Source organism: Roseovarius halophilus (ex Wu et al. 2025), from assembly GCF_047086965.1.
The window spans coordinates 17,685-29,700 of sequence record NZ_JBKOTX010000055.1 but is presented as its reverse complement, the minus strand read 5'-3'; the positions used below and the strand labels follow the sequence as shown (position 1 = coordinate 29,700).

Below are 12,016 nucleotides of genomic sequence, written 5' to 3'. Positions count from 1 at the left end.
ACCCCGGAACAGCTGGCCCCGGGCTGCAGCAGCGACATGCCGTATTCATGGGCGGCGACATTGGCCTCCCAGATCTCAAGGCTGTCCGCGTCGACCTCGCCCAGGAACATGGTCCGTTCCAGCGCGGTGTAATAGCCCGATATCATCGGGAAAGTGTTGAGCGACAGGATATCCCCGCGCTGCACCTTGCGTGCCGTCACCGGGTTGTGGGCGCCATCGGTATTGATGCCCGACTGGAACCAGACCCAGGTGTCGCGATACTCGGCCTCGGGGAAACGCCTGGCGATCTCCAGCTCCATGGCGTCGCGGCCCGCCATGGCCACGTCGATCTCGCGCGCCCCCTCGCGAACCGCCTCGCGAATGGCGTAACCGCCCGCATCGGCCACCTCGGCCCCGGCCCGAATCAGGGCGATCTCGGCCTCGGACTTGCGCATGTGCTGGGCCATGGTGGCGGGCGCGATGTCCAGCGTCACGGCCGGGTCCAGCATGTCTTCGAGCAGGTCGCGCTGGGCCAGGGTCATGTGGTCCCCCTCGATCCCTATCACCGCGCCCGTTCCGATCACGGACCTGATCGCGCGCCAGTAGTTGCGCCGCTGCCAATCGGTGTAGGTGATGCTGTCCCCGAAAGACCGCCGCCAGGGCTGCGCGGCGTCGATCCCGGCGCTGATGGTCACGCAATCTGTCCCTGTGACCACCAGCGCGTAGGGCCGCCCGAAGGCACAATAGAGAAAGCCCGAGTAATAGGCGACGTTGTGCATGGAGGTGAAGACGCAGGCGCCGATACCGCTGTCTTCCATCGCGGCGCGCAGATCGGCGAGCCGTGCCTCGTATTCGGAGGCGTCGAATGGCAACACGCGGTCGCCCTGGTGAAAACGGTAAAAGTCGGGACGGTCCATGTCTGGCCCCCTTCGCCAAAAGAGGTCCCGGCGTTCAGGACGGACGGGCGCAGGAAATCGGGGGCGACGCCATCGCGCCCTGCGCAGATCGCTCATTAAGCGCCCTGGCCCCGGAATTCCAGAGATTTGTTGCCGCGGGGCAGGGCGGCACGACCCGAAGATGTCAGCCTCTGGCCATGCCGGGACACAGTCCCCACAATCGCAGCATGAAAGAAAACGATTCCATCACAGACAAACCGCGCGGTGTGCCCATATGACCCCCGGCGCCGGCAACCTGATCACCGATGTCGCCGGGCTGCGCGTGGGCAATGCGCAGGACGCGGGCCTGAAGTCCGGTGTCACGGTGCTGACCGGCGATGCCCCGTTCACGGCCGCGGTCGCCATCATGGGCGGTGCCCCCGGCACCCGCGAGACAGATCTCCTCGCCCCCGACAAGACGGTGCAGCAGATCGACGCGCTGGTCCTGTCAGGGGGCAGCGCCTTCGGCCTCGCCGCCGCCGATGGCGTCATGGTTGGACTGAGGGAGATGGGCCGGGGCTTCGCCGTCGGCCGCCACCTTGTGCCCATCGTGCCCGCCGCCATCCTTTTCGACCTGATGGCGGGCGGGACACACGACTGGCAGGACAATCCCTATCCCGGTCTCGGCAGGGCCGCCTTGGCAACCGCCGGCCGGGATTTCGGACTGGGGAGCGCCGGGGCGGGCACGGGGTGCACGACGGCCACGTTCAAGGGCGGGCTGGGGTCGGCCTCGGCCCGCCTGTCCTCGGGGCACACCGTGGGGGCATTGGTCGCGGTCAACGCTGTGGGCAGTGCAACCGTGGGCAAGACGCACCACTTCTGGGCCGCTCCCTTCGAGCAGGGGGCCGAATTCGGTGGGCGCGGCCCCGCCCCGGCCTTCCCGTCGCACCACCCCACCAAGATGGACGCGGCACAGAACACCACCATCGCCGTGGTCGCCACCGACGCCGCACTGGACCAGGCCCAGTGCACCCGCATGGCCACAGCCGCCCATGACGGCATGGCCCGCGCGCTGGTGCCCTCGCATACGCCGATGGATGGCGACCTTGTCTTCGCCGTCAGCACCGGGGCGCGGCCGCTCACCGAGCCTGTGCCCGAGACACTGGCGCTGGGTCAGGCCGCCGCCACCTGCCTGGCTCGGGCCATCGCCCGGGGCGTTCACGCGGCCAGCCCCGCGCCGGACGATCCCCTGCCCTGCTGGTCTGACACCTGACCGCGGCCCGGCCGCAAGGCGCCCGTTCGACGCGCCCTCTTGGCCCGACCGCGCCAAACCCATACCATTGCCAAAATCCCCTCTCGCACCGGAAGGCCCAGCATGACCGCGACGACATCCCTCAAGGACATTCTCTCCCGCCCTGATCTGGTGATCGAAGAGGCCCTCGTCGGGGGCGACTGGGTCGGCGGCCCCGATGGCGCCACCTTCGATGTCACCAACCCGGCCCGCGGCGATGTCATCGCCCGCGTCGCCGACCTGGACCGCGCGCAGATCGCCAAGGCCATCGCGGCGGCAGAAGAGGCGCGCCATGCCTGGGCCGCGCGCACGGCCAAGGACCGCGCTCAGGTGCTGCGCCGCTGGTTCGATCTGATAATGGCCAACCAGGAGGACCTGGCCCGAATCATGACCGCCGAGCAGGGCAAGCCGCTGGCCGAGGCGCGCGGCGAGGTCGCCTATGGCGCCGCCTTCATCGAATGGTTCGGCGAAGAAGCCAAGCGCCTCTACGGCGAGACCATTCCCGGCCACCAGCCCGACAAACGCATCACCGTGATCCGCCAGCCCATCGGCGTCTGCGCCTCGATCACGCCCTGGAACTTTCCCATCGCGATGATCGCGCGCAAGGTCGGCCCGGCGCTGGCCGCAGGCTGTGCCATGGTCGCGCGCCCCTCGGAACTGACCCCGCTCTCGGCGCTGGCCATGGCGAAGCTCGCCCAAGAGGCCGGCGTGCCGCCCGGCGTCTTCTCGGTCGTGCCCGGCACTGACGCCTCGGGCATGGGCAAGGAGTTTTGCGAAAACCCGCTTGTGCGCAAGCTGACCTTCACCGGCTCTACCGCGGTGGGCCGTATCCTGCTGCGCCAGGCCGCCGACCAGGTGATGAAATGCTCGATGGAGCTGGGCGGCAATGCTCCCTTCATCGTCTTCGACGACGCGGATCTGGATGCCGCCGTCGCCGGTGCCATCGCCTGCAAGTTCCGCAACAACGGCCAGACCTGCGTCTGCGCCAACCGCATCTATGTTCAGGACGGCATCTACGACGCCTTCGCCGCCAAGCTGAAAGAGGCGGTCGAGGCCCTGCGGGTCGGCGACGGGCTGGAAGAGGGCGCCGACCTCGGACCGCTGATCGAAGCCGCGGCGCTCGACAAGGTGCAGGATCACCTTGACGACGCGCTGGCCAAGGGCGGCACGGTGCTGACCGGCGGCAAGCGTATCGGGGGCCTGTTTTTCGAGCCGACCATTGTCCGCGATGCCACAACCGAGATGACGGTCGCCACCGACGAGACCTTCGGCCCCTTCGCCCCGCTGTTCCGCTTCTCGGACGAGGACGAGGTCATCGCCATGGCCAACGACACGATCTTCGGACTGGCCTCGTATTTCTATGCCCGCGACATCTCGCGCGTCCACAAGGTGGCCGAGGCGCTGGAATACGGCATCGTCGGCATCAACACCGGGATCATCTCGACCGAGGTCGCCCCCTTCGGCGGCGTCAAGCAATCGGGACTGGGCCGCGAGGGCTCGGCCCACGGCATCGACGAATTCACCGAGATGAAATACATGTGCCTGGGGCTTTGAGACACCGCGCGGGTCCCGCAGAGCTGCCTTTGTTTCTTCGGGTCCCATGAGACCGCCGCCTATGGACAGCGCGTCACCTGTCCGTTGGCTGCATGAAAGCGCGCGGAAGCGCTCAATTCGGCAACCAGTCCAATCCCGCGCCTGTCTGCCCGCGCGGGTGATATTCGGCCCCGACCCATCCGTCATAGCCCTCGGCATCCAGCCGCCGGAAGAAGGCCGGGTAGTCGACGGCACCGCCCGTCGGCTCGTGCCGCCCCGGCACTCCGGCCACCTGGACATGGCGCACCCAGGGGGCCACCGCGGCCCAGGTGCCCGGAACGTCACCGGTGATGCGGTGGGCATGGTAGGCGTCGAACTGCAGCCCAAGGTTGGGTGCGTCGATTTCTTCCAGTAGGGCCAAGGCAACCGAGAAATCATCGAGGAAATAGCCCGGCATATCGGCCGGGTTCATCGGCTCGATGGTCAGTTGCCGCCCGTCGGCAGCCTCGGCAGCCCAGGCCATGTTGTCGGCAAAGACCCCCGCCGCCTCGGGGCCCTCGGCAACACCGGCCATGACATGCAATCGCTCTGCGCCCAGCGCGTCCATGGCGCGCATGCTGCGCTTGAACGCATCGCGGAACCGCGCCTCTTGCCCCGGCACGGCGGTAAAGCCCGCCGGGTCGGCAGGGCCGGACAGCGGGCAATTGATCAGCGCCAGCGGCAGCCCCGCGTCGGCCAGCGCGCGGTCCAGCGCCTTGGCGTCCCCGTCGTAGGGGAACAGGATCTCTGCCGCCTCGAACCCCGCCTCGACGGCCAGCGCGGGCCGTTCCAGCAGCGGGGCCTCGGTGAAAAGCGTCGTCAGGTTGGCGCAGAAGCGGGGCATGTCAGGTCCGGCGCCGCCTAGGGCAGGTCGGCTGCGGGGATGATCGGGAAGAACGCCCCCTGCGAGCGCAGGCCGAACCAGTCCTGCCCGTCATGTCGCGCCGTCTCGCCGATCTCGACGAGGCGATAGAAGGACTTGCGGTCGATCAGTGCCTCAAGGTTGCGGCGGATCAGGACGTAGGGCGCGGGTTCGCCCGTCTCTGGGTCACGTTCGACCCGGATGGGGTGATCGGGCCCGGCGACCGCCTGGTCGCCCACGTTGGTCTCGAACCGCAGCCCGTCGCCGTCGCGTTCGAAGTCCACCGCGACGAAGGGCGCATCCTCCACAGTGATCCCGACCTTCTCGACGGGGGTGACGAGGAAATAGTCCTCTCCGTCCTTGCGCAGGATGGTCGAGAACAGGCGCACAAGCTCCGGCCGCCCGATGGGTGTGCCAAGGTAGAACCAGGTGCCGTCGCGCGCGATGCGCATGTCGAGATCGCCACAAAATGGCGGATCCCACTGGTCCACCGGCGGTAATCCGCGCCCCTTCGTGGCAGCGCGCGCCGAAGCGGCTATATTCTCGGCCGAGACGGTCACGGAGGTGTCAGAAGGGTTTGTCTTTGCCATTGGTGCCCGCCGCGATATCTGTTCAACTAAACGACGAATATAGTCTTTGCAGGAGAATTTACCATGGCCGATGACGCCGAGCTTGTCGCCGAAATGGACGCGCTGGGTGAGCGCCTTGCCGCAGCGCGCGCCGCGATCGCGCAGCGTTTCATCGGCCAGGAGAGCGTGGTCGACCTGACCATGTCCGCCCTGCTGTGTGGCGGTCACGCCCTTCTGATCGGGCTGCCGGGCCTGGGCAAGACGCGGCTGGTGGATACGCTGTCCACGGTCATGGGCCTGAAGGGCAACCGCATCCAGTTCACGCCCGACCTGATGCCTGCGGATATCCTCGGCTCCGAGGTTCTGGAAACCGGGCCGGACGGGTCGCGCAGTTTCAAGTTCATCGAAGGGCCGATCTTCTGTCAGCTTCTCATGGCCGACGAGATCAACCGCGCCAGCCCGCGCACGCAGTCGGCGCTGTTGCAGGCCATGCAGGAAAAGGAAGTCACCATCGCCGGCGCGCATCGCCGCCTTGCGCCGCCGTTCCACGTGCTGGCCACCCAGAACCCGATCGAGCAGGAAGGCACCTATCCCCTGCCCGAGGCGCAGCTTGACCGGTTCCTGGTGCAGGTCGACGTGCCCTACCCCGAGCGCGACACCGAGCGCGACATCCTGATGGCAACCACCGGCGTGCAAGAGGCCGAGGCGCCGGGCGTCCTCTCGGCCCAGCAGTTGCTGGAGGCCCAGACCCTGCTGCGCCGGATGCCGGTCGGCGAGGCCGTCGTCGAGATGATCCTGGATCTTGTCCGCGCCTGCCGCCCGCAGGACGAGGCCGCCCCGCAGATCGTGCGCGACACGGTCAGCTGGGGGCCGGGACCGCGCGCCGCCCAGGCATTGATGCTCACCGTGCGGGCCGAAGCGCTGCTGCACGGCCGTCTCGTGCCCAGCGCCGAGGACGTGCGCCACATGGCCGCGCCGGTCCTCAGCCACCGCATGGCGCTGTCCTTCGCCGCCCGCGCGCGCGGGCAAAGCCTGTCGCAGGTCATCGCGCAGGTCGCCGACCAAGTGACCCGGGTCGAGGCCGCCGCGTGACCGAACGGCCCCTCACCCTGCGCAGCGGGGCCGAGGCGCTGGCCGCGCCCCTGCCGCCGCTTCTGGCCGAGGCAGAGCATCTGGCGACCACGGTGATCGTGGGCGACCATGGCCGCAGGCGGGCGGGGCTGGGTGACACCTTCTGGCAATACCGCCCGGCGCAGTATCACGACGAACGCCGCCACATCGACTGGCGCCGCAGCGCCAAGTCCGACGCGCAGTTCGTGCAGGACAAGGAATGGCAGATCGCCCAGTCGGTGCAGCTCTGGGTCGATCAGTCCGCCTCCATGGCCTTTTCCTCGACCGAGGGTGGGGTGACCAAGGCCGACCGGGCCCGTGTTCTGGCATTGGCGGTTGCCATCCTGCTTCTGCGCGGGGGCGAACGTGTGGGGCTGACCGGCGACCTGCTGCCCCCCAAAAGGGGCGAGGCACAGGCGGCGCAAATGGCCCTGCTTCTGTCCGAGGATCACCCGGACGACTTCGGCGCGCCGGTGGCAGACGGGATGCTGCACCATTCCCGCGCGGTCTTCGTGTCGGATTTCATGGGCGATATCGACACGGTGGAACACGCGCTGGCGCAGGCTGCCGATCGCGACATTCGCGGGGCGTTGGTGCAGGTTCTGGACCCCGCCGAAGAGGTCTTTCCCTTTGATGGCCGCACCATCTTCGAGAGCATGACTGGTGCGATGCGGCATGAGACGCTCAAGGCCGGCGACCTGCGGGAAAGGTACCTTGACCGGCTGTCCGAGCGCCGCGCCCGTCTGGCCGATCTGGCCAGGCTCAGCGGCTGGCAGTTCCACACGCATCATACCGGCGACAGCGCCACCGCCGCATTGCTCTGGCTTTATGCCGCGCTGGAGCGACAGGCCTGATGTGGTCGCTGGGGGCCATAGCCTTCGGCGCGCCCTGGCTGTTGCTGGGCCTGGTGGCGCTGCCAATCCTCTGGCTGCTGCTGCGCGCCGTGCCGCCCGCGCCGATCCGGCGGCGCTTTCCCGGTGTCGCGCTGCTGCTGGGCCTGAGCGATGACGAAAGCCAGACAGACCGAACACCCTGGTGGCTGCTGCTGCTGCGCATGCTGGCGGTTGCAGCGGTGATCCTGGGCTTCGCGGGGCCGGTGCTGAACCCGCAGGACGACCGGCCCGGAGACGGACCGCTTCTGGTTCTGGTCGATGGCACCTGGGCCGATGCCCGCGACTGGCCGCGGCGGCTGGACCGGATCGAGGCGGCTCTGAATGAGGCCGCCAGCAACGGCCGCCGGGCGGCGCTGGTGCAACTGACCGACCTGACCGCCGAGGGCCCGGTCTTTCAGGATGCCCAGGCCATCGCAAGTGAGGCCGCCGGGCTGGTGCCGCGCCCACATGAGCCCGACGCCGAGGCCCTTGGAGACTGGACCGAGACGCTATCGGAGGATTTCGACACCTTCTGGCTGTCCGACGGCGTGGCGCGCGACAGCCGCGCGGACTTGCTCGCCGCCCTAGAGACGCGTGGCACCGTCCGCGTATTCGAAAGTCCGCGGCCCGTTTACGGGTTGACCCCGCCCCGCTTCGAGGACGGCAGCATCGCGCTTGACGCTCTGCGGGCCAGAACAGGCCCGGAGGCCGATGTCCGTGTCAACGCCATCGGGCTGGACCCTGCGGGCGTGGAGCGCCGCCTAGCCAGCGAGACCCTGACATTCGACCCCGAGGCGGAGCGTGCCGCGCTGGAATTGTCCCTGCCGCCGGAATTGCGCAACCGGATCACCCGCTTCGAGGTTCAGGGTGTGCCCTCGGCAGGCGCAGTGGCCCTGAGCGACGATGCGCTCAAGCGGCGCGAGGTCGCCCTGATCTCGGGCGGCAATGACCGCGAGGAGCTGGAGCTGCTGGACCCGCTGCATTACCTGCGTCAGGCGCTCGCCCCCTCCGCGGACCTCATCGACGGGACCCTGGCCGACGTACTGCTGGCCAACCCGGACGTGATCGTTCTGGCCGACGTCGCCACGCTGTCGTCGCTGGAGGCCGAGGACCTGCAAGCCTGGGTCGAGGACGGCGGCCTGCTGGTGCGCTTCGCCGGGCCGCGGCTGGCCGCCAGCGATGTCAGCCGCCAGTCGCTCGATCCGCTTATGCCCGTGCGCCTGCGCGCCGGTGGCCGGTCCATCGGCGGCGCCATGAGCTGGGGCGAGCCCAAGGCACTGGCCCCTTTCGATGCCGATAGCCCCTTCTATGGCCTGACCATCCCCGAGGATGTCGCGGTCAATGCCCAGGTCATGGCCCAGCCCGACCCGACCCTCGCCGCGCGGGTCATCGCGCAACTCGCCGACGGCACGCCACTTGTGACTCGCAAGGAGTCAGGCCAGGGCCGGATCGTGCTGTTTCATGTCACGGCCAATGCCGAATGGTCGACGCTGCCCCTGTCGGGGCTTTTCGTGCAGATGCTCGAACGGCTGGCTGTCTCGACCCGCCCCGCCGTACCGGACCTTGAGGCGATGGAGGGCACCCGATGGATGCCCGAGGACGTGCTGGACGCCTTCGGGGTGCTGGAGGATGCCGGCGCCCTACCCGGCATCGACGGGGCGCGGCTGGCCGATTTCACCCCCGGGCCGGAGATTCCGCCCGGACTATACGCCGGAGAGGAGCGCCGCATCGCCGTGAATGTCTTCAACGCCGACAGCACCCTGCAAGCCACCGCCTGGCCCGACCGCATCCCCGTCGAGGGGCTCGAGGTGACCCGCGAGACGCCGCTCAAGGGCTGGCTGCTGGGCGGCGCGCTGGTGCTGCTGATGCTGGATATCCTAGCGGCGCTGGCCCTGTCGGGCCGGTTGCGCGGACCCCGCGCCGGCGTGGCCGCCGCCGTGTTGGGGCTCGCGCTGGCAGGGCTGCCAACCCCACCGCAGGCCCAGCAGGCCGAAGACCAGCCGCCAGCGTCCGAGGACTTCGCCGTCGCCGCCACAGCAGACGTGGTGCTGGCCTATGTAGAGACAGGCATACCGCGCATAGACGAGATGTCCGAGGCCGGGCTTTACGGCTTGTCCAACACCCTGTTCCAGCGCACCTCGATCGAACCGGCGACGCCCATGGGCGTGGACCCCGAGAGCGATGAACTGGCCTTCTTTCCCTTTCTCTACTGGCCCGTCACCGCCGAGCAGGAGCTGCCGAGCCGAGCCGCCTATGCCAAGCTCAACCGCTACCTGCGCTCGGGCGGGATGATCCTGTTCGACACGCGCGACGCGGATCTCGCGCGCTTCGGGTCGTCCAGTCCGGAGGGGGAGCGTCTTCAGGCCATCGCGCGCGGGTTGGACATCCCCCCGCTGGAACCCATACCCGAGGACCATGTCCTGACCCGCACCTTCTATCTGTTGCAGGATTTCCCTGGTCGCCACGACAGCCGCGATGTCTGGGTGGAGGCCGCGCCACCGGATGCGCAGGCCGCCGAGGGCATGCCCTTCCGCGACCTCAACGACGGGGTCACGCCGGTTGTGATCGGCGGCAACGACTGGGCCGCAGCCTGGGCCACGGACGAGTCGGGCGCCCCATTGGCGCCCATTGGGCGCGGCATGGCCGGCGAGCGCCAGCGCGAGATCGCCATGCGGTTTGGCGTCAACCTCATCATGCACGTGTTGACCGGGAACTATAAGTCCGACCAGGTGCATGTCCCCGCGCTTCTCGACAGGCTGGGCCAATGACCGGACAGATCCTCTTCGAGCCGTTGATCCCGCTGGCGCTGATCTACGCGCTGGGTGCGCTGGCCGCCCTGGGCCTGGCGCTCGCGCTCTGGCGGCGGCTGGCGGGCTGGGCACTGCGGGCGCTGGCCGCGCTGGTGCTGCTGGCGACCATCACCAACCCGTCGTTGCAGAGCGAGGATCGGGCGGCGCTGTCCGATATTGTCATCGCGGTGGTGGACCGCTCCGCCAGCCAGCGCATCGCCGACCGCCCCGAGCAGACAGAGGCAGCGCTCGAGAACCTGCGCGCCGAGGTCGCAACCCGCACCAACACCGAGCTGCGCATGGTCGAGCTGGGCGACGGCGAGGGCGACCGTGGCACGCTGTTGATGACCGCCCTGTCCGAGGCCCTGGCCGAAGAACCCCGCGCCCGGATCGCCGGGATGGTGCTGATTACCGATGGCCGCGCCCATGACCTGCCCAATGCCCCGGCTGACCTGCCCGCCCCGCTGCACGCGCTGCTGACCGGGCAGGAAGACGACTGGGACCGGCGCCTCGTGGTGCGCAACGCCCCGAGCTTTGCCATCCTTGGCGAGCCTGTCACCCTGACCCTGCGGATCGAGGACCAGGGCGCGGCCCCCGAGGCGGGCCTTGTCGACCTGACCATCGCCGTGGATGGCGGCGACCCGGTGGACTTCGAAGTGCCGGTGAACGAGGACATCGAGCTGCCGGTGGACATCCCGCATGGCGGCATGAACGTGTTGCAATTCTCGACGCCCGAGGCCGCGGGCGAGTTGACCGACCGCAACAATGCCTCGGTGGTTCAGATAAACGGCGTGCGCGACCGCCTCAGTGTGCTTCTGGTCTCGGGCGAGCCACATGCCGGCGAACGCACCTGGCGCAACCTTCTGAAATCGGATTCGGCGGTGGACCTGGTGCATTTCACCATCCTGCGCCCCCCGGAAAAGCAGGACGGTGTTCCGGTCAACGAATTGTCCCTGATCGCCTTTCCCACGCGCGAGCTGTTCCTTGAGAAGATCGACGACTTCGACCTGATCATCTTCGACCGCTACCAGCGGCGCGGCATCCTGCCCGCGGCCTATCTCGACAACGTGTCCAACTACGTGCGCGAAGGTGGCGCGGTGCTGATTGCCGCCGGTCCGGATTATGCCAGCGCGGATTCCCTATATCGCTCGCCCCTGGGCGCGGTGCTGCCGGGCACACCGACGGCAGGTGTCTTTGAACAGGGATTCCGCCCCACCCTGACCGAGTTGGGCGAACGCCACCCGGTGACCGAGGGCCTGACCGATCTCGCCCCCAGCCCTGAAGACGCGGACGGCCCGCCGGGCTGGGGCCGGTGGTTCCGTCATGTCGAGGTGACGCCGACGCCTGGGGCCACCACCGTGATGAACGGTGTCAATGACCAGCCCCTGCTGATGCTCGAACGGGTGGACGAGGGGCGGGTGGCGCTCATGGCCTCGGACCAAGCCTGGCTGTGGAACCGCGGCTTCGAGGGGGGCGGGCCACAGCTGGAATTGTTGCGGCGGCTCGCCCATTGGATGATGAAGGAACCCGAGCTTGAGGAAGAGGCGCTTTGGGTCGAACCAACCGGCCAGACCATGCGGATCATCCGCCGGACCCTTGGCGAGGACGTGGGCGCGGTCACCATCACCCATCCCGATGGCACGGAAACGGACGTGGACCTGGACCAGACCAGCCCCGGCCGGTTCGAGACGCTCTGGGAGGCCCCCGAGATCGGCCTCTACCGCCTCAGCGACGGGGAAGAAGAGGCGGTGATCGCCCTTGGCCCGGCCGCGCCACGGGAATTCGAGGAAACCATCGCCAGCGCCGACCCCCTGACCCCGGTCATCGACAGCGTCAATGGCGGCACACCGAGGATTTCCCGGGGCTTGCCCGACCTGCGCGAAGTGCGCCCGGGCCGTCCTGCTTCGGGCAATGGCTGGATCGGCATCACCCCGCGCGGGGCCTATCGGACAGCGGATATCAGCGTCTCGCCCATCCTGCCGGCCTGGGCCTTCCTGTTGATGGCGGCGGCGCTGATCGTCGGCGCCTGGCTGCGCGAGGGGCGGCGGTAGGCATAGGCTCGGCGCGGGCATCTTGCCGCACGCATGCGGCGGGACG

Annotated in this window: 9 protein-coding genes; 6 read left to right on the top strand and 3 right to left on the bottom strand. The window is 68.7% G+C overall.

The window, feature by feature from the left end:
* The coding region (locus tag ACH107_RS13070; RefSeq protein WP_412506224.1) for an aminopeptidase P family protein at positions 1-896 on the bottom strand (896 nt) is incomplete at its 3' end.
* A gap of 253 nt (positions 897-1,149) precedes the next feature.
* Here ACH107_RS13070 and ACH107_RS13065 point away from each other — a divergent pair.
* Positions 1,150-2,127 (top strand): P1 family peptidase, encoded by a 978-nt coding sequence (locus ACH107_RS13065; RefSeq protein ID WP_412506223.1) that lies wholly within the window; start codon positions 1,150-1,152, stop codon positions 2,125-2,127.
* Positions 2,128-2,229: 102 nt separating this feature from the next.
* Positions 2,230-3,699 (top strand): NAD-dependent succinate-semialdehyde dehydrogenase, encoded by a 1,470-nt coding sequence (locus ACH107_RS13060; RefSeq protein WP_412506222.1) that lies wholly within the window; start codon positions 2,230-2,232, stop codon positions 3,697-3,699.
* Between the two features lie 112 nt (positions 3,700-3,811).
* Here the strand turns inward: ACH107_RS13060 and ACH107_RS13055 are convergent, their stop codons facing one another.
* Together ACH107_RS13055 and ACH107_RS13050 are read right to left on the bottom strand one after the other, a co-directional pair.
* Positions 3,812-4,561, bottom strand: a complete 750-nt coding sequence (locus ACH107_RS13055) for a hydroxypyruvate isomerase family protein (RefSeq protein WP_310690341.1) — start codon at positions 4,559-4,561, stop codon at positions 3,812-3,814.
* A gap of 17 nt (positions 4,562-4,578) precedes the next feature.
* A complete protein-coding gene (locus ACH107_RS13050; protein WP_310690342.1) occupies positions 4,579-5,169 on the bottom strand; it encodes a DUF1285 domain-containing protein in 591 nt (196 codons plus the stop codon).
* 63 nt (positions 5,170-5,232) lie between these two features.
* Between ACH107_RS13050 and ACH107_RS13045 the strand changes: the two genes are divergently transcribed.
* The 4 genes from ACH107_RS13045 to ACH107_RS13030 are packed head-to-tail and all read left to right on the top strand — an operon-like array spanning position 5,233 to position 11,970.
* Positions 5,233-6,240 carry a MoxR family ATPase gene (locus ACH107_RS13045; protein WP_310690343.1) on the top strand — a complete coding sequence of 336 codons (1,008 nt, stop codon included), beginning with the start codon at positions 5,233-5,235 and terminating at the stop codon, positions 6,238-6,240.
* Positions 6,237-7,112, top strand: a complete 876-nt coding sequence (locus tag ACH107_RS13040; protein WP_310690344.1) for a DUF58 domain-containing protein — start codon at positions 6,237-6,239, stop codon at positions 7,110-7,112. The genes ACH107_RS13045 and ACH107_RS13040 overlap by 4 nt, the downstream gene beginning before the upstream one ends.
* Positions 7,112-9,898 (top strand): DUF4159 domain-containing protein, encoded by a 2,787-nt coding sequence (locus tag ACH107_RS13035; protein ID WP_412506221.1) that lies wholly within the window; start codon positions 7,112-7,114, stop codon positions 9,896-9,898. Before ACH107_RS13040 ends, ACH107_RS13035 begins: the two co-directional genes overlap by 1 nt.
* The gene (locus ACH107_RS13030) at positions 9,895-11,970 is read left to right on the top strand and encodes a hypothetical protein (RefSeq protein ID WP_310690346.1); all 2,076 of its coding nucleotides are present in this window, start codon (positions 9,895-9,897) and stop codon (positions 11,968-11,970) included. Before ACH107_RS13035 ends, ACH107_RS13030 begins: the two co-directional genes overlap by 4 nt.
* The last annotated feature ends 46 nt before the right edge of the window (positions 11,971-12,016 follow it).

Excerpts from the sequence above, each read along its gene's own strand:
- ACH107_RS13065 (WP_412506223.1), top strand. The coding sequence starts at position 1,150 with ATGACCCCCGGCGCCGGCAACCTGATCACCGATGTCGCCGGGCTGCGC.
- ACH107_RS13060 (WP_412506222.1), top strand. The coding sequence starts at position 2,230 with ATGACCGCGACGACATCCCTCAAGGACATTCTCTCCCGCCCTGATCTG.
- ACH107_RS13055 (WP_310690341.1), bottom strand. The coding sequence starts at position 4,561 with ATGCCCCGCTTCTGCGCCAACCTGACGACGCTTTTCACCGAGGCCCCG.
- ACH107_RS13050 (WP_310690342.1), bottom strand. The coding sequence starts at position 5,169 with ATGGCAAAGACAAACCCTTCTGACACCTCCGTGACCGTCTCGGCCGAG.
- ACH107_RS13045 (WP_310690343.1), top strand. The coding sequence starts at position 5,233 with ATGGCCGATGACGCCGAGCTTGTCGCCGAAATGGACGCGCTGGGTGAG.
- ACH107_RS13035 (WP_412506221.1), top strand. The coding sequence starts at position 7,112 with ATGTGGTCGCTGGGGGCCATAGCCTTCGGCGCGCCCTGGCTGTTGCTG.
- ACH107_RS13030 (WP_310690346.1), top strand. The coding sequence starts at position 9,895 with ATGACCGGACAGATCCTCTTCGAGCCGTTGATCCCGCTGGCGCTGATC.